This is a genomic window from Amycolatopsis sp. N2S4-7, assembly GCF_058119595.1.
In genome coordinates, this window is sequence record NZ_CP172299.1 from 4290124 (window position 1) to 4309008 (window position 18885).

Annotated in this window: 20 protein-coding genes; 6 read left to right on the forward strand and 14 right to left on the reverse strand. The window is 72.5% G+C overall.

From position 1 onward, the window contains the following. Positions 1–33 precede the first annotated feature (33 nt). Complete coding sequence (locus ACH54P_RS20075) at positions 34–1185, reverse strand: erythromycin esterase family protein (protein WP_489914910.1); 1152 nt, start codon at positions 1183–1185, stop codon at positions 34–36. A gap of 31 nt (positions 1186–1216) precedes the next feature. On the opposite strand from ACH54P_RS20075, the gene ACH54P_RS20080 reads away from it, so the two are divergent. Then, a complete protein-coding gene (locus ACH54P_RS20080) occupies positions 1217–1852 on the forward strand; it encodes a TetR/AcrR family transcriptional regulator (RefSeq protein WP_489914912.1) in 636 nt (211 codons plus the stop codon). On the opposite strand, the gene ACH54P_RS20085 is transcribed toward ACH54P_RS20080, so the two are convergent. The 3 genes from ACH54P_RS20085 to ACH54P_RS20095 are packed head-to-tail and all read right to left on the reverse strand — an operon-like array spanning position 1812 to position 6031. Further along, positions 1812–2294 (reverse strand): GNAT family N-acetyltransferase, encoded by a 483-nt coding sequence (locus tag ACH54P_RS20085; RefSeq protein ID WP_489914914.1) that lies wholly within the window; start codon positions 2292–2294, stop codon positions 1812–1814. The two genes, ACH54P_RS20080 and ACH54P_RS20085, sit on opposite strands and share 41 nt — an antisense overlap. Then, positions 2291–4444 (reverse strand): ATP-dependent DNA helicase RecG, encoded by a 2154-nt coding sequence (recG, locus tag ACH54P_RS20090; protein WP_489914916.1) that lies wholly within the window; start codon positions 4442–4444, stop codon positions 2291–2293. Before recG ends, ACH54P_RS20085 begins: the two co-directional genes overlap by 4 nt. Positions 4445–4447: 3 nt before the next feature. Beyond that, the gene (locus ACH54P_RS20095; RefSeq protein WP_489914918.1) at positions 4448–6031 is read right to left on the reverse strand and encodes a DAK2 domain-containing protein; all 1584 of its coding nucleotides are present in this window, start codon (positions 6029–6031) and stop codon (positions 4448–4450) included. Between the two features lie 134 nt (positions 6032–6165). Between ACH54P_RS20095 and rpmB the strand changes: the two genes are divergently transcribed. Further along, complete coding sequence (rpmB, locus tag ACH54P_RS20100) at positions 6166–6357, forward strand: 50S ribosomal protein L28 (protein WP_003091970.1); 192 nt, start codon at positions 6166–6168, stop codon at positions 6355–6357. A 48-nt stretch (positions 6358–6405) separates the two neighbouring features. On the opposite strand, the gene ACH54P_RS20105 is transcribed toward rpmB, so the two are convergent. The 3 genes from ACH54P_RS20105 to ACH54P_RS20115 are packed head-to-tail and all read right to left on the reverse strand — an operon-like array spanning position 6406 to position 8478. Next, positions 6406–7182, reverse strand: coding sequence for an alpha/beta fold hydrolase (locus ACH54P_RS20105; RefSeq protein WP_489914921.1), 777 nt, complete (start codon positions 7180–7182; stop codon positions 6406–6408). Positions 7183–7239: 57 nt separating this feature from the next. After that, on the reverse strand, positions 7240–7917 hold the full coding sequence (locus ACH54P_RS20110; protein WP_489914923.1) for a uracil-DNA glycosylase: 678 nt from the start codon (positions 7915–7917) through the stop codon (positions 7240–7242). A gap of 30 nt (positions 7918–7947) precedes the next feature. Beyond that, positions 7948–8478 (reverse strand): gamma carbonic anhydrase family protein, encoded by a 531-nt coding sequence (locus ACH54P_RS20115; RefSeq protein WP_489914925.1) that lies wholly within the window; start codon positions 8476–8478, stop codon positions 7948–7950. 32 nt (positions 8479–8510) lie between these two features. Between ACH54P_RS20115 and ACH54P_RS20120 the strand changes: the two genes are divergently transcribed. Further along, a complete protein-coding gene (locus ACH54P_RS20120) occupies positions 8511–9725 on the forward strand; it encodes a glycoside hydrolase family 27 protein (RefSeq protein ID WP_489914927.1) in 1215 nt (404 codons plus the stop codon). Here ACH54P_RS20120 and ACH54P_RS20125 read toward each other — a convergent pair. Further along, entirely contained in the window at positions 9712–10191 is a 480-nt protein-coding gene (locus ACH54P_RS20125) for a GNAT family N-acetyltransferase (protein ID WP_489914929.1), read from the reverse strand. The two genes, ACH54P_RS20120 and ACH54P_RS20125, sit on opposite strands and share 14 nt — an antisense overlap. A gap of 16 nt (positions 10192–10207) precedes the next feature. After that, the gene (locus tag ACH54P_RS20130; protein ID WP_489914931.1) at positions 10208–11164 is read right to left on the reverse strand and encodes a thiamine-phosphate kinase; all 957 of its coding nucleotides are present in this window, start codon (positions 11162–11164) and stop codon (positions 10208–10210) included. A 137-nt stretch (positions 11165–11301) separates the two neighbouring features. On the opposite strand from ACH54P_RS20130, the gene ACH54P_RS20135 reads away from it, so the two are divergent. Beyond that, positions 11302–11535, forward strand: coding sequence for an Lrp/AsnC family transcriptional regulator (locus ACH54P_RS20135; RefSeq protein WP_003091994.1), 234 nt, complete (start codon positions 11302–11304; stop codon positions 11533–11535). Positions 11536–11577: 42 nt separating this feature from the next. Further along, the gene (locus ACH54P_RS20140) at positions 11578–12114 is read left to right on the forward strand and encodes a DUF3515 domain-containing protein (RefSeq protein WP_489914933.1); all 537 of its coding nucleotides are present in this window, start codon (positions 11578–11580) and stop codon (positions 12112–12114) included. Here the strand turns inward: ACH54P_RS20140 and ACH54P_RS20145 are convergent. Together ACH54P_RS20145 and pdxR are read right to left on the reverse strand one after the other, a co-directional pair. Next, positions 12111–13205, reverse strand: coding sequence for a D-alanine--D-alanine ligase family protein (locus ACH54P_RS20145; RefSeq protein ID WP_489914935.1), 1095 nt, complete (start codon positions 13203–13205; stop codon positions 12111–12113). The two genes, ACH54P_RS20140 and ACH54P_RS20145, sit on opposite strands and share 4 nt — an antisense overlap. Positions 13206–14007: 802 nt before the next feature. Continuing rightward, the gene (gene pdxR, locus ACH54P_RS20150) at positions 14008–15381 is read right to left on the reverse strand and encodes a MocR-like pyridoxine biosynthesis transcription factor PdxR (protein WP_489914937.1); all 1374 of its coding nucleotides are present in this window, start codon (positions 15379–15381) and stop codon (positions 14008–14010) included. Positions 15382–15461: 80 nt separating this feature from the next. On the opposite strand from pdxR, the gene ACH54P_RS20155 reads away from it, so the two are divergent. Beyond that, the gene (locus ACH54P_RS20155; RefSeq protein WP_489914939.1) at positions 15462–16127 is read left to right on the forward strand and encodes a pyridoxamine 5'-phosphate oxidase family protein; all 666 of its coding nucleotides are present in this window, start codon (positions 15462–15464) and stop codon (positions 16125–16127) included. Here ACH54P_RS20155 and ACH54P_RS20160 read toward each other — a convergent pair. From ACH54P_RS20160 to ACH54P_RS20170, 3 genes are all read right to left on the reverse strand, one after another. Beyond that, on the reverse strand, positions 16116–16655 hold the full coding sequence (locus ACH54P_RS20160; RefSeq protein ID WP_489914941.1) for a hypothetical protein: 540 nt from the start codon (positions 16653–16655) through the stop codon (positions 16116–16118). The two genes, ACH54P_RS20155 and ACH54P_RS20160, sit on opposite strands and share 12 nt — an antisense overlap. Positions 16656–16743: 88 nt before the next feature. Then, positions 16744–18168, reverse strand: a complete 1425-nt coding sequence (locus tag ACH54P_RS20165; RefSeq protein ID WP_489914943.1) for a sensor histidine kinase — start codon at positions 18166–18168, stop codon at positions 16744–16746. Next, entirely contained in the window at positions 18165–18878 is a 714-nt protein-coding gene (locus ACH54P_RS20170; protein WP_489916536.1) for a response regulator transcription factor, read from the reverse strand. The genes ACH54P_RS20165 and ACH54P_RS20170 overlap by 4 nt, the downstream gene beginning before the upstream one ends. Positions 18879–18885 lie beyond the last annotated feature (7 nt).

Genomic DNA, 18885 nt, shown 5'->3' on the forward strand with positions numbered 1-18885 from the left:
CACTGCGGCAATCAGCCGAACGGGCACACCTGTTCAGGGGGCCGCGCGGTAAACGGTTTCCTGCTTTTCCAGGCAGACGACTGCGTCGAACGCGGCCGCCACATCGACCGGCACGGAAGTGTGCGCGTGCCGGATGCTCGACGCCTCGTCGTCCCAGCTCCGCGGGTCCACCAGGCACGGCGCGCTGCCCGCCAGCGCCGCCTCGATCCCGCCTGCCGGAGGCTCTTCGAGGGCCTGTTCGAACATCCGGAAGCCGAGCGGCGCGGCCTCGTCGGGCACCAGGCCGGTCGTCGTCCCCGAAACGGCCGTGAGCGCCAGCGCGAAATAGCGATCCCCCAGCTCCGCGGCCAGGTGCGTGCCCGCCGACGGCGCCATCATGCCCGGCATCGGCGAGAACGGGACGCGCTGGAGGTGTCCGTTGTGGAGCATCAGCACGATCTTCTCGCCCGGGTGCAGCCGCCGCAGCAACCGGACGGTGGCCGCCATGTACGCGTCCCGCGAAGAACTCTGCGGCTCGGGTGCCCGGCCCGCCATCAGCCCGTCGAGCTCGCGCAGGTAGAGATCGACCCGCAGGGCGCCCTCCGCGTGGTGCGCGGCGGCTTCGCCGTAGACGGACGCCAGTGCTTCCACGTGTCCTTTGAGGACGGTCAACGCCGCCGTCGCCGCGTCCCGCGCGTCGGCGCTCATCTCCTTGTACCGTGCGGGGGCGACCGCGCTGCTGACCGACGCGTACGGCTCACAGGCAGCCAACGCCGTGTCCACAAGGGACACGTTCGCCGGATCCACGCGCAAGACGTGCGCACGCAGGGCCTGCAGGGCGGGCACCGGCGAACCCGCCGAGCCGGGTACGTCGAGCCCGAAGAACCGGACTCCGCCGTGCTCGCGCAGCCAGGTCAGCATCGAGTGCACCCCGGCCGAGTCGCCGAGGCCGAAGGTGAAGCCGTCTCGGGCGATGCCGGCGACTTCGCCCGGACCACCCCGCAGCCAAGCGTCGACCAGGTGCCCCTCCGGGAAGCCGCCCTCGAACCCGAGCACCGTGAACCCGCGTTCCGTGACGAGGTGGCGCAGGAGGCGGTCGCGCAGCGCACCGAACTCGCGGATGTGATGGTTGTTCTCGCCGATGGCGACAACCTCGGCGTCGCCGATCAGGTCGGCGATTGCGGCAACGGCGACGGTTCCTGTCATACTGGGCACACTAATGCAACAGGAGTAGCAGTTGGCAACCGAGATTTCCGGGACGAAGCGCCCGGGCGGCCGCACCGAGCGGACCCGCCTGGCCGCGCTCAACGCCACCCTCGAGCTGCTCGGCGAACGCGGGTACGCGGAGCTGACCGTCGAGGCGGTCGCCGAACGCTCCGGCGTGCACAAGACGACGCTGTACCGCCGCTGGGAGTCCGCGGAGGGCCTGGTCGCGGCGGCGCTGCAGATGGGCACCGAGCAGGAGTGGGCCGTGCCGGACACCGGTTCCCTCGAAGGCGACCTGCGCGCGATCAACCTGGAGCTGGTGGGCTACTTCACCACCCCGGGCGAGCGTGAGCTCCCGACGGCGTCGATCTCGGCGGCGTTCCTGTCCGCACGCGCGGCCGACGCCCTGCGGGAGTTCTACGTCGACCGCCACGCCCGCTCGGCCGCCGCCGTGCACCGGGCGATCGAGCGCGGCGAAGTACCGGAAGGGACCGACCCGGTCGAGGTCGTGCGGGTGGCGTGCGGACCGGTCTTCTACCGCCTGTTCGTGTCCCGGGAAGGCGTCACGCCGGCGGACGCGGGCCTCGCCGCGGCCGCGGCGGCCGTCGCCGCGAAAGCCGGCGTGTTCACGGCAACCGGCGCCGGTACCGCATCTCCTCCAGCGTGACGCGCCCGCCGTCGATCGTCTCGGTCTGGCGGGCGCCGTCGTCCACCCAGCCCTGCCGGACGTAGAAGGCCTTCGCCCGCTCGTTCGTCGCGAGCACCCACAGGACGGCGCTGTCGCCGGACATCTCTTCGACGACCCGGTCGTGCAGCAACCGGCCGAGCCCCCGGTCCCAGAACTCCGGCAGCAGGTAGAGCGCGTAGAGCTGCCCCGGCCCGAAGGCGGCGAACCCCGCGACGACCCCGTCGTCCTCGACGAGGAGCACCTGACCGGGGATGTCGGGATCGCCGATGCGCCGGGCCCACGACGCGGCGCGCGACTCGGCCGAGAGGCGGGCGAGGAAGTCCTCCGGGATCAGGCCCGCGTACGCCGCCCGCCACGACGCCACGTGGATCTCGCCGATCGCCGGGGCGTCGGCCACCGTGGCGGCGCGGACCGAGATCAACTCTTCTCCAGGTACTCCGCGCGGTCGACGTCGACGACGTCGGCGACCATGTGCGCCAGGCCGCGGTACTTCTTCAGCTCCGGGTCCTGGGTGACGATCTCCTGCGCCCGGGCCCGCGACTCGGCGATGACGTCCTCGTCCCGCAGCAGCGACAGCAGCTTGAGCGTGGACCGCTTCCCGGACTGCGCGGCGCCCAGGATGTCACCCTCGCGGCGCAGCTCCAGGTCGAGGCGGGACAGCTCGAAGCCGTCGGTGGTCGATTCGACCGCCGCCAGCCGTTCGCGCGTCGCCGTGCCGTCGAGGGTCTCGGTGACCAGCAGGCACAGCCCGGGCACGCTGCCCCGGCCGACGCGGCCGCGCAGCTGGTGCAGCTGGCTGACCCCGAACCGGTCGGCGTCCATGATCACCATCGCGGTCGCGTTCGGCACGTTGACGCCGACCTCGATCACCGTCGTCGCGACGAGGACGTCGAGCTTGCCCGCGGAGAAGGCCCGCATGACCGCGTCCTTGTCGTCGGGCGGCATCCGGCCGTGCAGGACGCCGATCCGCAGGCCCTGGAGCGGGCCGTGCTCCAGCTCGGGCGCGACCTCCAGGACCGCGAGCGGCGGCCGCTTGTCGCTCTTGTCCGACGGCGGTTCGTCGCCGATCCGCGGGCACACGACGTACGCCTGGTGCCCCTTGCCGACCTCTTCGCGGACCCGCTGCCAGATCCGCTCGAACCAGGCGGGCTTCTCCGCGACCGGCACCACGGTGGTCTTGATCGGCGACCGCCCGACCGGCATCTCGCGCAGCGCCGACACCTCGAGGTCGCCGTACACGGTCATCGCGACGGTCCGCGGGATCGGCGTCGCGGTCATCACCAGCACGTGCGGGCTCGTGTCGCCGGCCCCGCGGGTGCGCAGCGCGTCCCGCTGCTCGACGCCGAAGCGGTGCTGCTCGTCGACGACGGCGAGGCCGAGGTCGGCGAACTCGACGTGGTCCTGGATCAGCGCGTGCGTGCCGACGACGATGCCCGCCTCGCCGCTGACGATCTCCAGTAGCGCCTTCTTGCGCTCCTTCGCGCCCATCGACCCGGTGAGCAGCGTGACGCGGGTGGCGTTCTCGGCGGCGCCCAGCTCGCCCGCCTGGCCGAGGTCGCCGAGCATTTCCCGCAGCGACCGCGCGTGCTGCGCGGCGAGGACCTCGGTCGGCGCCAGCATCGCGGCCTGCCGCCCGTTGTCGACGACCTGCAGCATCGCCCGCAGCGCGACGACCGTCTTGCCCGAGCCGACCTCGCCCTGCAGCAGGCGGTTCATCGGGTGCTCGGTGGCCAGGTCGGTGGCGATCTCGTCGCCGATCCCGCGCTGGCCCGCGGTCAGGTCGAAGGGCAGCCGCTTGTCGAACGCGTCCAGGATGCCGCCGCCGACGTGCGGGTTCGGCTTCGCCGGGCGCGAGATCGCGGAATGGCGCCGCTGCGCGAAGATCAGCTGGACGGCCATGGCCTCGTCCCACTTGAGCCGCTTCTTCGCGTTCTCCAGGTGGCCCCAGTTCTGCGGCCGGTGGATCCCGCGCAGCGCGTTGTCGAGGTCCGGGAGGGCGTAGAGGCGCAGCAGCTCCGGCGGCATCGGGTCCTCGTCGACTTCGAGGACGTCGAGAACCTGGCGCACGCACTTGCCGATCGACCACGACGGCATGCCCTGCGCCGCCGGGTACACCGGGATGATCGCGGCGAGGAAGTCGTCCATCGCCTCGTCCGCGTTCTCGGCGTCGAGGAGCTCGTACTCGGGGTTGGTCAGCTGCAGGGTGTCGCGGAAGGCGGAGACCTTGCCGGCGAACAGGCCGGTCTTGCCGGGGACCAGCTCCTTCTCCCGCCAGGCCTGGTTGAAGAAGGCGCACGTGAGCCGGCGTTTCCCGTCGGTGATCACCATGTCGAGGATGGTCCCGTTGCGGGACTTCATCCGGCGCTTGCTCACCTTCTCGATCCGCGCCATCACCGTGGCGTGCTCGCCGAGCTCGAGGCCCGCGATGTCGGTGAGCTCGCCGCGCTCGGCGTAGCGGCGCGGGTAGTGGCGCAGCAGGTCGCTGACCGTCTCGATGTCCAAGGCCGTGGCGAGCGCCTTCGCCGTTTTGGCGCCCAGCAGCAACGGCAGCTTGTCGCGCAATCCGGCCATTCGCTATTCGACTCCCATCAGCAGCACGGCGTCGGCCTGGCCACTGGCGTAGCCGGCCAGTTCCACCTCCGGGTGCTCCACCCGCAGCTGCTCGGCCAGCTCCTCGGCGACCCCGGGCGGGGCGGCCGCGCCGCTCAGCACCGTCACCAGCTCCCCGCCGAGCGCGAGCATCCGGTTCAGCACCTTCATCGCGGCCGCGACCAGGTTCGTCTCGGACGCGGGCGCGGGCTCGATCAGCACCACTTCGTCGTCGACCAGGCCGACCACGTCGCCGGACTGGGCCCGGCCCACCCAGGTTAGCGACTCCTCCTGCGCGATCCGCAGTTCGCCACGCCTGGTCGCGGCCGCCGCCTCGGCCATCGCGACGACGTCGTCGTTGGTGCGGCGCCCGGCGTCGTGCACCGCGAGCGCGGCCAGCACCTGCACCGGCGACGCGCACGGGATGACCACGACGTCCCGGTCGGCCGCCATCGCGTGCCCGGCCGCGGTGTCGGCCGCGGCGGTGAGCGCGACACTGCCGGGCAGGACCGTGACGTGGCGCCCGGCGGCCTCGTTGAGCAGGCCGATCATGTCCTCGACGCTCGGCGTCCCGCCCTCGGGCACGGCCAGCACCGGGATGCTCTCGGCGCGCAGCAGCTCGGCCAGCTCGCCGCCGTGCACGACGGCGACGACCGTGCGGTCGATCCCGCCGCCTGCCTCGATCGGCGTCGGCGTGAGCAGGGGCTCGACGCGGATCCCGCGCGGCCGCCCGAGCGCGAGCCCGGCTTCGATGGCGGCGCCGATGTCGGCGCAGTGGACGTGCACGGCGTGGCTGCCCGAGCCGTCGCCGGCCACGGTGACGCTGTCGCCGAGCCCGCTCAGCTCCTTGCGCAGGGTCGGCAAGCTCACTTCGTCGACGCCGTCGAGGAGGTACATGACCTCCCAGGCGTAGGCCTGCGCGTCCGGGGAGGCGTGGACCTGCAGGGCGTGCTCCTGCTCGAGCGGTGTGCCGGTGAGCACCCCGACCAGGGCGTCGAGCACGGCGACGAGCCCGCGGGCGCCCGCGTCGACGACACCGGCCCTGGCCAGCGCGGGCAGCTGCTCCGGCGTCTTTTCGAGGGCGAGTGCGGCCTCTTTCGCGGCCGTCTCGGCGACCTCGCCGAGCGTGCGGGTGTCGCCGCGCACCGCGGTGGCGACGGCGTGCAGCACGGTCAGGATGGTCCCGGCGACCGGGCGGCTCACGGCGCCGGTGGCGACCTCGTCGGCGTGCCCCAGCGCGGCCGCCAGCCACGGGCCGTCCAGCCGGTCCGCGCCGGCCGCGGCGTCGGCGAGCCCGCGCACGACCTGGGAGATGATCACGCCGGAGTTGCCCTTGGCCGAAGCCACCGCGCCGCGCGCGAGGACCTTCAGCGCGTCGGCGGCGGTTTCCGGCTCGGCGGTTTCGAGTGCGGCGGCCGCGCCGCTCAGCGTGAAGAGCATGTTGGAGCCGGTGTCGGAGTCGGCGACGGGGTAGACGTTGATCCCGTCGATGGCCGGCCGCAGGGTCGCGAGACTGTGCACGCAGCCCGCCGCCCAGGCCGCCACCGCCGCCGCGTCCAGCACCCGCACCCCGTAACCTCCTCAGCGTTCCCGGGCGAGCGTATCGACCCGGTGCGAAAGCCCGGGAAGCCAGTAGTTACTATGGTCGAGTTGCCCAGTGCATCTGGGCTCATTTCTATGACCCAGATCCAAAGGAGTTCGACGTGGCTGCCGTGTGCGACGTCTGTGGCAAGGGACCCGGCTTCGGCAAGTCGGTCTCGCACTCCCACCGCCGTACCAACCGCCGGTGGAACCCGAACATCCAGACCGTCCACGCCAAGGTGGGTGTGTCCCAGCGCAAGCGCTTGAACGTGTGCACCTCGTGCATCAAGGCGGGCAAGGTCGTTCGCGGCTGAGGCGAGAAGTTTGGGATGGCGGGTGCTCCTCGGAGCACCCGCCATTTTTTACGCCTGCTTCAGGAAGTCCAGCACGAGCGGCTTCAGGGACTCCGGGTTCTGCAGCACCCCGTGGTCCTGCCCTTCGAGGGTCTCGTGACGGGCTCCCGGAACCGCCGCGGCCGCCGCGCGGGCCCCTGACTGCAGCGAATCCGGGCTCGCACCGCCGCCGATGACCAGCGTCGGGGCCGTGATCCGCGCCAGGTTCTCCGTGCGCGGCCGGGCGCCAGGGCCGCAGATCGTCAGGTCGTACGGGAGCGTGTGCGCCAGCGCCGTGAACCAGCCCCACACCGGGGCCTGCTTCATCCCCTCGATCATTTCTTCCGGCGTGCCCGCGACCATCAGGAACGTCGCCACCGCGCCGTCGCGGTCACCCGCCGCGAGCTGCGCCTTCACCTCGTCGAGGACGTCCGCCCGCGGGTGCTCGTCGGTCGCGTACGGCGGCTCGTACGCCACCAGCTTGTCGATCGCCAGTCCCGCCGCGGCCGCCTCCAGGGCGAGCACCGCCCCCGACGAGTGCCCGAACACCGACGCCGAGCCGCCGACCTGCGCGATGAGCGCCGCGATGTCCTCGATCTCACGCTCGACCTCGTACGAAGGCGCGTCGCCGCTCGAACCGCGGCCCCGGCGGTCGTACGTGATCGCCGTGAAGTCGCCGGCCAGCACTTCCGCCAGGCCCGCGACGGTCGTCCGGTCGTTGAACGCGCCGCCGACCAGGAGCACCGGCGCGCCCGCACCGGTCTGCTCGAAGACGATCGGGGTGCCGTCGGCCGAAATGACGTTCATCTCTCCTCCAAAGGTTTACCCCTGGTCGGAGCCGTCACGCCGATCCGGACACGGACCTCAGGGGAGTTTCCAGTCGACCGGCTGCGCGCCCTGTTCGACGAGCAGCTGGTTGGCCCGGCTGAACGGCCGCGACCCGAAGAAGCCGTTGTGCGCCGAGAGCGGGCTCGGGTGCGCGGACTCGATGCACGGGACGTCGCCCAGCATCGGCCGCAGGTTCCGCGCGTTGCGGCCCCAGAGGATCGCCACCATCGGCTCCGGCCGCGCCGCGAGGGCCTTGATCGCCTGCTCGGTGACGTCTTCCCAGCCCTTGCCCTGGTGCGAATTCGACTTCCCGGGCTGCACGGTGAGCGCCCGGTTGAGCAGCAGCACGCCCTGGTCGGCCCACGGCGTCAGGTCGCCGGTGGAGGGCAGCGGGTGGCCGAGGTCGTCGCAGTACTCCTTGTAGATGTTGACCAGGCTCTTCGGGATCGGCCGGACGTCCGGCGCCACCGAGAAGCTCAGGCCCACCGCGTGCCCGGGCGTCGGGTACGGGTCCTGGCCGACGATGAGCACCCGCACGTCGTGGAACGGCTGTTTGAACGCCCGCAGGACGTGCTCACCCGCCGGCAGGTAGGTCCGGCCCGCGGCGATCTCCGCGCGGAGGAACTCCCCCATCGCGGCGACCTGCGGCGCCACCGGTTCGAGGGCTTTCGCCCAGCCTGCCTCGACGATGTCCTGCAGCGGTCGTGCGGTCACGGCCCGCGAGCTTACCGGGCGTGGCCGGCGTCACCCGCGCGGGTCGAGCCGCCGCAGTCCGGCCTTGAACCGGCGCGCCCGCTCGACGTAGGAATCGACGACCATCGCGATGTTCTCGGGGGTGAACGACTTGTTCTCCCGCGTCTTCCCCGGCACGCCCAGCGCGATCTCCCCGGTCTTCACGCGCGAGCCGTACGACAGCACCGCGCCCGCGCCGACCATGCCGCCGTCCTCGATCACGGAGCCGTTCAGCACCACCGAGCCGGACGCGATCAGGCAGCCGGTGCCGATCGTCGCGCCCTCGACGTGCACCGCGTGCCCGATCGCCGACGACGGCCCGAGGATCGTCGGGTGCCGCTCGGTGCAGTGCAGGACGCAGCCGTCCTGGACGTTCGAGCGCTCGCCGATCTCGATGTAGCCGTGGTCGCCGCGCAGCACCGTCTGCGGCCACACCGACGCGTGGGCGCCGATCCGGACGTCACCGATCACCGTCGCGTCCGGGTGGACGTAGGCGTCGGGGTGGATCGTCGGCTCGAGGGAACCGAGTGCGTAGATCGGCATGCCGCCTCCGGGTGACCGCGGTTTCACGTGCCTTGCGATTGGATCACGGCATCGCCGCGAACCCGAACACCCGTCCGAAGAGCACGGCCCTCGTGCTCCTCCTCGTCGCGCTGACCTGGCTGCTGAGCCTGCCCGTGGCCTCGCCGGCCCTGGCGAACGGCCTGGCCGAGACGCCGCCGATGGGCTGGAACAGCTGGAACCAGGTCCGCTGCTACGACCTCACGGAGGACGTCGTGCGGAAAGCGGCCGACGCCCTCGCCGACACGGGACTGCGTGACGCCGGCTACCACTACGTCGTCGTCGACGACTGCTGGCAGGCGCCCGCGCGCGCCGCCGACGGCTCGCTCCAGGCCGACCCGGCGAGGTTCCCGCACGGCATCGCCGACCTCGCCGACTACGTCCACTCCCGCGGCCTGCTCTTCGGCATCTACTCCGTCCCCGGCAGCCGGACCTGCGCGATGGCCAACGACGCCTACCCCGCGTCCGGCATCGGCTCGCTCGGCCACGAACACCAGGACGCCGAGACGTTCGACCGCTGGGGCGTCGACTACCTCAAGTACGACTGGTGCAACGCCGACACCGTCGACGGCCTCGACCGGAAAGCCGCGTTCGAGAAGATGCGCGACGAGCTCGCGGCGCTGCCCCGCCCGATCGTCTACGCGATCTCCGAATACGGCGTCTCCAGCCCCTGGACCTGGGCGCGGCCGGTGGCGAACCTGTGGCGGACCACGAACGACCTGGTCGCGACCTGGGACTCGGTGCTCGCGACCATCGACCAGCAGGCCGCCGTCGCCACCCACAGCGGCGGCCCGGGCGGCTGGAACGACCCGGACATGCTGCAGGTCGGCAACGGCACGCTCACCGCCGACGAGGCCCGCGCGCACTTCAGCGTCTGGGCCGTGCTGAACGCGCCGCTGTTCGCCGGCACCGACCCGGCGCAGCTGGGTGACGCCGACCTCGCGACGCTCTCCAACGCCGAAGCGATCGCCGTCGACCAGGACTTCGCGGGTGGCCAGGGGCGGCAACTCGGCACCGGGCCCGGCTACCAGGTCTGGGGGAAACCCTTGTCGGACGGCGGTTTCGCGGTGGTGCTGCTCAACACCGGCGGCACCACCGCGACCGTCTCCGCGTCGATCCCGGGCACGTGGCAGGTCCGCGATCTCTGGGCCCACCAGGACGTCGGCACCGACGTCTCGGCGACCCTGCGACCGCACGCGGCGGCCCTGCTGAAGCTCACGCCGAGGTGAGGTCCTTGCCGAAGCACCGGCTTTCGGGCTCGTTCTTGTACACGCCGAAGTTCGGGATCTCGGCGTACCCCGACGACGTGTAGAGCGCGATGGCCTCGGGCTGCTTGGTGCCGGTTTCCAGGACCGCGCGCTTGCGGCCGCACAACGCCGCCGTGCGCTCCAGTTCGGACAGGATCATCCGCGCGAACCCACGACCGCGGGCGGAATCGGCGACGTACATCCGCTTGAACTCGGCGTCGCCGTCCCGGAAGTCCGGCTCGGGGCCGTCGTGGGCGCGCCACGCCCCGCAGGCGACCGCTTCCTCGCCTTGGTAACCGACGAGGAAAACCCCCTGCGGGGGGTCGAAGTCCGCCGGGCTCATCGGGGTCACGTCCTCGTCGCCGTAGCGCTCGACGTAGACCTGCTGCACCGCGGCCATGAGCTTGGCCGCGTCGGGGTGGTCGTAGGGGACCGGAACGATTCTCACGTCCGCCGACTTTAGATCAGCGCCAGTGCGTCCAGCCGCCTTCTCGGGCAAAAGGCTTGCCGTCCACGGTGATCCCGGAGTCGGCCATCGTGACGACGCCGATCGTGCGCCAGCCGTCGGGCAGCTCGGTGAACGGCGGGAAGGTGGCCGCCAGCGCGTGGTCCTCGCCGCCGGTGAGGACCCAGTCGAGCGGGTCGGCACCCAGGGCGGCGCCGACTTCGGTGAGCCGCGCGGGGACGTCGAGGTCGGCGGTGCGGACGTCGAGGCCGACGCCGGAGGCCTCGCCGATGTGGGCGAGGTCGGCCAGCAGGCCGTCCGAGACGTCGATCATCGCCGTGGCCCCGGCCAGCGCGGCGCGCGGACCGGCTTCGTAGGGCGGTTCCGGGCAGCGCTGCGCGTTGACGACGCCGACCGGGGAGCGGAAGCCGCGGCCGAGCACGGCCAGGCCGGCGGCGGCCCAGCCGAGGCGCCCGCAGACCGCGAGGACGTCGCCGGGCCGGGCGCCCGAGCGGGTCACCGGCTCGCGGTCGCCGAGGTCGCCGAGCGCGGTGACGCTGATCACGAGCTGGTCGGCGCGCACCATGTCGCCGCCGGAGACGCCGACGCCGGCGCGTTCGGCCTCGGCCCACATGCCGTCGGCGAGCCCGGTGACGACCTCGCGCGGGGTGTCGGGCGGGCAGGCGAGGCCGACGAGGACGGACGTCGGGGTGGCGCCCATGGCGGCGATGTCGGCCAGGTTGACGGCGACGGCCTTGCGCCCGACGTGCTCGGGCGCGGACCAGTCGAGCCGGAAGTGCACGCCCTGGACGAGCACGTCGGTGCTCGCCACGACGCGGCCGTCGGGGGCGGCGATGACGGCGGCGTCGTCACCGGGGCCGAGCAACGTGCCCGGCGGCTGGCGCCGTCCTTCGGTGACGGCGCGGATGAGCGCGAACTCGCCGGTCTCGGCGACCGTTCCGTCGTTCGGTGACACCGGTCACCTCTGCTTTCTCTACCGGGACAAAGATCGATCACCGATAGTCGGATGCCCTATGTTTTTCCGTGAGCTGGCGATACGTTGCTGATGACGTTCCTACCTTGAGCCGATCGATCCCGACGAAAGGGCGCGCCGTGGTCCACGCATACATCCTCATCCAGACCGAGGTCGGCAAGGCGGCCGCGGTGGCTGCCGAGATCTCCAGCATCCCGGGTGTGACCAGCTCGGAGGATGTCACCGGACCGTACGACGTCATCGTCCGCGCGGCCGCCGACAACGTCGACCAGCTGGGCCAGCTCGTCGTGGCGAAGGTGCAGAACGTGGAAGGCATCACGCGGACCCTGACCTGCCCGGTCGTCCACCTCTGACCTCGAGGTCCGGGGGGCCCGTCGCTGTGGTGTAGTGGTCGGGTGCCTGACTCCGACACCGGTGCGCCGCCCAGGGTGGTCCTCGTCACCGCGGCCGCGCTCGCCGTGGCCCTGGCGGTCGCCGTCGCCGTGATCGCGTGGACGAAGGGCTCCTCGCCCCCCGAGGCCGGGCCGCTCCCGCTGGTCTCGGTCCCGGCGCCCTTCGCTTCGGCGCCGGCCTGCGGGACGCTGCTGGGCGCGGTCCCCTCCGAGCTGACGTCGAACGGCGTTTCGCTGAAGCCGCGCGAGCTGGCCGACCCCGCCCCGCCGGCCACGATCGCCTGGGGCGAGCAGGACCCGCTGGTGCTGCGGTGCGGTTTGGACCGTCCCCCGGAGCTGACCCCGACGGCGCCGCTGCGCCTGGTGAACAAGGTGCAGTGGCTGCAGGTGCCGGGTGAGGGCGCGTCGACGTGGTACGTGGTGGACCGTGAGGTCTACGCGGCGCTGACGGTGCCCGACAGCGCGGGGACGGGTCCGCTGCAGCAGATCTCGGACACGGTGGCCGCGAAGCTGCCCGCTCGGCCGCTGCGCTTCTCCTAGCGCAGGCCCGTTCCGCGGGCGATCGCCGTCTCCATGAGCGTGGTCAGCAGCGTCGAGTAGTCCATCCCGGTCACTTCCCACATCTTCGGGTAGGCCGACTTCGTCGTGAACCCGGGCATGGTGTTGACCTCGTTGATGGTCAGCTCGCCGTCGGCGCCCACGAAGAAGTCGACGCGGGCCAGGCCCTGGCAGTCCAGCGCGCGGAACGCCTCGACGGCCATCGCGCGGAGCTTCTCGGTGAGCGCGTCGTCGAGCTTCGCCGGGATGTCCAGCTCCGCGTCGTCGCCGAGGTACTTGGTTTCGAAGTCGTACCAGGCGTTTTCGTCCTCGGACAGCACGCGGATCTCGGCCGGCAGCGAGGCTTCGATGCGGCCGTCCGGGAATTCGAGGACACCGCACTCGACCTCACGGCCGACGACCGCGGCCTCCACGAGGACCTTGGGGTCGGTCGCGCGGGCGAGCTCGATCGCGGCGTCGAGGTCGTCCCAGGACGCGACGCGCGAGATCCCGACCGAGGAGCCGGCGCGCGACGGCTTGACGAACACCGGCAGGCCGAGCTTTTCGCGGTCCTTCTGCTCCAAAGTGGACTGCCCACGCCGCAGCGCGGCGTAGGTGCCGACCGGAAGCCCTTCGGCGGCAAGGAGTTTCTTCGCGGTTTCCTTGTCCATGGCGGCCGCGCTGGCGAGCACACCGGGCCCGACGTACGGGATGCCGGCGAGTTCGAGCAGGCCCTGGATGGTGCCGTCCTCGCCGAAGGCGCCGTGCAGCACCGGGAAGACGACGTCGACGCGCGACAGGGTCTCGCTTTCCCGCCCGGGCTCGACGGCCACGAGCCCCTGGCTGGATGGATCACCGGCGAGGACGAGCCCCTTGCCGTCGTCGACCGACGGCAGTTCGCGGCCGCGGATGGCGAGCTGGGCGGAGTCGCCGGAGCCGAGCACCCAGCGGCCTTCGCGGGTGATCCCGACCGGGACCGCCTCGAACCGCGCGGGGTCGAGGTTGCCCAGGACGCTGCCCGCGGACAGGCACGAGATGGTGTGCTCGCTGCTGCGCCCGCCGAACACGACCGCCACCCGGATCTTCTCGCTCATGGTGAGCCACCGTACCCGGTGACCTCGCCGAACAGCCCAGCCCCGTGCGACGAGCGAGCGGCCAGACGCGACGAACGCAACCGGCGGGGGTTCCGGTACGTCTGGTAGATCGAGGCATTGGTGGGCCCGGGGCAGAGCCCGCCCTCCCTTGGGGGCCCCCGCCGGATCCAGCGTATCGGCGAGGACCGACGGGAATCCGGGAAAAGGCGTGGGGAGCGGCGGGTTACCCACATTCCGACCGGCCTGTGGACAACCAGTCTCGCCACGGCGGACCTCGCCACGGCAGACAGAGCCCGCCCCGGAACAGAGCCCGCCCCGGAACAGAGCCCGCCCCGGAACAGAGCCCGCCCCGGAACAGAGCCCGCCCCGGAACAGAGCCCGCCCCGGAACAGAGCCCGCCCCGGAACAGAGCCCGCCCTCCCTGGGGGCCACCGCCCGACGCCAGCGTATCGACGACGACCGACACAAAGCCGGGAAATGACCCTGGCAGCGCCTGGTTACCCACATCACGACCGGCCTGTGGACAACCAGTCTCGCCACGGCGAACAGAGCCCGCTCCAGACAGAGGCCCGCTCCAGACAGAGGCCCGCCCCGAAACAAAGCCCGCCCTCCCTGGGGGCCACCGCCCAACGCCAGCGTATCGGCGGGCACCGACACAAACCCCGGAAAAGCCGCAGTCAGGACCCCGCTGTCCACACCACCGCCGAACTGTGGACAACCCAGGCGCACCGGCACCGGCACCGGCACGAAGCCATCGAAGCCATCGAAGCCAAGACGAAGAGGCCACCAACCGACCCAAGCCTCAGCGCAGCAGCGAAACCAGCGTCGGCAACGCCGCCACCAAAGCCTCCCGTCCACAGCCCGCATACCCGATCGCCACCCCGTGCGCCGTCGGTGTCCCCGCGAAATGCCGCGCCAGCCCGTCCAGCCGGATCCCGCGCCGCTCGGCCTCCGCGATCACCGATGCCTCCACCGCTGCCGACGGGAACGGGACCACCAGGTGCGCCCCCGCGTCGTCGCCGCGGACCGGGATGCCCGCCGATGCCAGGGCTCCCGCCAGCAACGTCCGCCGCTCGGCCATCTCGCGGCGGAGCTTGCGCAGGTGCCGCCCCAGGTCGCCGTTGCGCGCGAATTCGTACAGCACCCGCTGCCCGGCCGGCGACGGCCGCGTGCCGGTCAGGTCGCGGTACGCCAGCACCGCCGACGTGATCGCCTCCGGCGCCACCATCCAGCCCGCGCCCAGCGTCGGCGTCAGGATCTTCGACGTCGTCCCCAGGTGCGCCACGACGTCCGGGGCCAGCGCGGCCAGCATCGGCAGCGGCGCGACGTCGAACCGCAGCTCGCCGTCGTAGTCGTCCTCGATGACCAGCATCGCCGACGCCCGCGCGCGCTCGACCAGCGAAACCCGCCGCGCCGCGCTCAGCCGGCTGCCCATCGGGTACTGGTGCGCCGGCGAGCAGTACACCGCCCGCGCGCCCGCCGGGATCGCCTCCGGCCGCAGCCCTTCCTCGTCCACCGGCACACCGGCGACCCGCATGCCCGCCCGCAGGAACGCCTGCACCGCGCGCTGGTACCCGGGCTCCTCGACGGCGACGACGTCCCCGCGGTCGAGCACGGCGGCGGCCAGTTCCACGACCGCCGCCGTCGTCCCGCCGGTGGCCAGCACCGAACCGGCGGCCAGGCCGCGGTGGCGCAGCAGGTGTTCCGACACGGCCGCGCGGTACTCCGGCAGCCCGGCGCGGTGGGCGCGCACGAGCGGGTCCGGGTCGGCCGCCGCGCGCCAGGCCCGGCGCCACGCCGCCCGGTCGAGCCCGGCCGCCCACGGCGTGCCCGGGCCGAGGTCGAGCAGCGGCGACGTCTCGGCCTCCGCGGCCGGCACCGCCCCCGGCGTCGGCACCTCGCCGGCGGACACGGACGGCGGGGTCGTCACGTAGGTGCCGGAGCCGTGCCGCCCGGCGATCCAGCCCTCGGCGTGGAGCTGCTCGTACGCCGCCGACGTCACCGTGCGGCTGACGCCCAGCCGGCCGGCGAGGGCCCGCGTCGAGGGGAGCCGGTCGCCGCCGCGCAGGTGCCCGGACGCCGCGGCCTCGCGCAGCGCGTCGGCGAGCTGGACGGCCAGCGGCGTGACGGCCTCGCGGTCGAGGCTGACCGGGAGCGCGGTGTCGGCGTGGGACACGGGACCTCCTCAAGTGGACTTCCCAAGTGTACGAGAAGTGGACGTTCTCCGATGCCACTGCGCCGGGAGACGCTGATCGCATGTTGTCGACCACGCCCCGAACGACGCTCGGCCGCAAGAAGCACCGCGCCGTGACCGACCGCTCCGCGCTGCACGCCGTCCTGGACGAAGGCCTGATCTGCCACCTCGGCGTCGTCCGCGACGGCGTCCCGCTGGTCCTCCCGACCGGCTACGGCCGCGACGGCGACACGCTCTACCTGCACGGGTCGACCGGCGCGGCGAGCCTCCGCACGGCCGCGCGGGACCTCGACGTCTGCGTCACCGTGACCCTGCTCGACGGCATCGTCTACTCGCGCTCGGTGAACAACCACTCGATGAACTACCGCAGCGCGGTCATCTTCGGGACGGCGAAGCCGGTCCTGGACGCCGAAGCCAAGATGCACGGCCTGAAGGTGCTCACCGACCACCTGGCGCCGGGCTCGTGGGAGCACGCGCGCGAGGTCAACGCCAAGGAGTTCGCCGCGGTGTCGGTGCTCGCGCTCGACCTCGCGGAGGCGTCGGTGAAGATGCGCGCCGAAGGTCCGGACGACGAGCCGGAGGACGTGGACGCGGACACGGCGTGGGCCGGGGTGCTGCCGGTGCGGACGGTCTTCGGCGCGCCGGAGCCGTCGACGGACCTCTCCCCCGGCTGGACGACACCGGCGCACGTCACCGGTCGCGCGCAGCGGACCGCCTCAGCGCGCTGACCGGCGCCGGTCGTAAACGAGCAGCCCGATCGCGATCACCAGGACGACACCGCCGCCGAAGAGGGAGTCCGACAGGGTGTACGGCGGGATGAACGCGGTGAGCGCGGACCCGGCCGAGATGCCGATGGTGGCCCCCACCACCAGGTACAGCACCGGGTTGCGGGACGCGCTGACGCGCACGTAGAGCAGGAGCAGGCAGCCGGCCGCCAGTGCGCAGAAGGCGATCACCAGGCGCTGCGCGGGGCTGCGGAGCCACACGTCGGTCACGACGCCGTAGAACGCACCACCGATCATGCTGAAGGCGAACGCGCGCAGGCCGGACCACTGCGCGGCGGCGGGCGCGGGGTCCCGGGGCACCGAAGGCCCCGGGACGGGAGGCGGATACTCCCACGGCTGCGGGAGAACGGGCGGAGCCTGCCGCGGCTCGGGATCAGCCGCGGCCTGCCGTTGCACCTTCAGTGCCAGCAACGCCACGACCAGCGACGCGACGCCCGTGGTCGTCTGCACGATGTCAGTGGTGGCGGACACCCCCGAAGTTTCCCGGACCCGCCGGAGACCGTCCAGCCGCCTACCGGTGCGAAAAGCCTGCCCCGAAGGACACCCGATCGGCCGGGGTTCACGACCGCGCGAGGGGCAATCGCACCGTGAACACCGTGCGGCCCGGCTCCGAAGTCACCGAAACCGTGCCGCCGTGGGCCGTCACCAGGGACTGGACCACCGAAAGCCCGAGCCCCGTTCCGCCGTTGCCGCGGGTTCGCGAGTCGTCGACGCGGAAGAACCGGTCGAAGATCCGCTCCTGGTCGCCCGGCGCGATCCCGGGTCCGGCGTCACCGACCCGGACGACCCCCTCCGGCCCTTCGGCCGCCACCGAAAGCTGCACCGCGGTGCCGGGCGGGGTGTGGACGGCCGCGTTGGCCAGCAGGTTGTCGAGCACCTGCCGCAGCCGCACCGGGTCGGCGTCCACCGATGCCGGCTCCAGCGAAGTCGTCAGCGGGTGGTCGGGCCGCCCGGCGGCGAACGCGTCCGCCGCGTCGCCCGCGAGCTCGGCCAGGTCGACCCGCTCCGGCCGCAACGGTGTCTCGGCGGCCCGCGCGTCGAGGCGGGCCAGCAGCAGCAGGTCGTCGACGAGCACCGTCATCCGCGCCGTCTCCTCGCGGATCTTCGCCAGGTGCGCTTCCCGCTCCCGCGGTTCGTTCGCCGCGGCGTAGCGGAAGAGGTCGGCGTAGCCCCGGATCGACGTCAGCGGCGTCCGCAGCTCGTGCGAGGCGTCCGCGACGAACCGGCGCAGTCGCTCGTTCGCCTCGGTCTTCGCCGCCAGCGACGTGTCGATGTGGGCCAGCATCACGTTGAACGCCGTCCGCAGCTCTTCGACCTCCGCGCCGCCGCCGGTGCCGGCCGCGCGCACCGTCAGTGCGGGGTTCGCGGTGAGGTCGTGGGACGCGATGTCGTGCGCGGTCCCGGCCATGTCGGCCAGTGGCCGCAGGCCGCGGCGCAGCACCAGCCGCCCGACGAGCACCAGCAGGGCGAGCGCGAAGGCGAACGCGCCGACCTCGACCCAGATCAGCTGCTGGACGGTCCCGTTCAGGTCCTTCTGCGGCGCGGCGCTCAGCAGCACCGAATCGGTGTCGACCGGGCAGGCGCGCACCCGGTACGGCCCGTCGTCGTGGAGGTAGATGTTGCGCGTGACGTCGCCGTTCGCCGCCTCGGCGGCGATGTTCGCCAGCTGCCGGGCGTCCCGCGGCAGCTGGCCGCCCAGCTCGGGGACCGCGACGCCGTCGCGCACCTTGTACAGCGCCGAGTACCAGGAGTACACCGACTGCGGCGAGCCGTGCGTCTCGCGCAGCTGCGGCAGCTGTGTGTTCTGGCTCTTGGACAGCTGCTCGTCGAGCCGCCGGTCGAGGTAGCCGTGCATGATCCCGACCGTCGTGACACCGACCGCGGCGAACACGACCAGCGCGAGCGCGCCGAGACCCAGCACGATCCGGGTGCCGAGCCGCGTCCGCTGCCAGGCCCCGTACCACCGGCAGAAGGTGTGCTTCACCGGTTGACCTGGCGCACGACGTAGCCGACGCCGCGCACCGTGTGGATCAGCGGTTCGCCGTCGCCCGCGTCGATCTTGCGCCGCAGGTGCGAGATGACCAGTTCGACCACATTGGACCGGCCGCCGAAGTCGTACTCCCACACGTGGTCGAGGATCTGCGCCTTCGTCAGCACCGACGGCGACCGGCGCATGAGGTAGCGCAGCAGCTCGTACTCGGTCGGGGTCAGCTCGGCCAGGCGCTCGCCGCGGCGGACCTCGCGGGTGTCCTCGTCCAGGGTGAGGTCCCCCACCTCCAGCACGGCGCCGCGCGCCGCGGCCTGGTGCACGACGCCGGTGCTGCGCCGCAGCACCGCGCGCAGCCGCGCCATCAGCTCCTCGACCGAAAACGGTTTCACGAGGTAGTCGTCACCCCCGCGGGTGAGCCCGGCGATCCGGTCGGCGGTCGCGTCCTTGGCCGTGAGGAACACCACGGGCACCGCGTTGCCGTTCTCCCGCAGGCGGTCGAGCACGGTGAAGCCGTCCAGGTCGGGCAGCATGAGGTCGAGCACGACGATGTCCGGTCCGAACGCCGCCGCCTCGGTCAGCGCGGCCCGGCCGGAGCCGGCCGTGACCGCGTGCCAGCCCTCGTACCGGGCGACGGTGGCGACGAGGTCGGCGATGTGCGGCTCGTCGTCGACGACGAGCAGGCGCACGGGGTCAGGGGTCTGCACCACCCCA

Excerpts from the sequence above, each read along its gene's own strand:
- ACH54P_RS20075 (WP_489914910.1), bottom strand. The coding sequence starts at position 1,185 with ATGACAGGAACCGTCGCCGTTGCCGCAATCGCCGACCTGATCGGCGAC.
- recG (WP_489914916.1), bottom strand. The coding sequence starts at position 4,444 with ATGGCCGGATTGCGCGACAAGCTGCCGTTGCTGCTGGGCGCCAAAACG.
- ACH54P_RS20105 (WP_489914921.1), bottom strand. The coding sequence starts at position 7,182 with ATGAACGTCATTTCGGCCGACGGCACCCCGATCGTCTTCGAGCAGACC.
- ACH54P_RS20115 (WP_489914925.1), bottom strand. The coding sequence starts at position 8,478 with ATGCCGATCTACGCACTCGGTTCCCTCGAGCCGACGATCCACCCCGAC.
- ACH54P_RS20145 (WP_489914935.1), bottom strand. The coding sequence starts at position 13,205 with ATGAGCGAGAAGATCCGGGTGGCGGTCGTGTTCGGCGGGCGCAGCAGC.
- ACH54P_RS20155 (WP_489914939.1), top strand. The coding sequence starts at position 15,462 with ATGTTGTCGACCACGCCCCGAACGACGCTCGGCCGCAAGAAGCACCGC.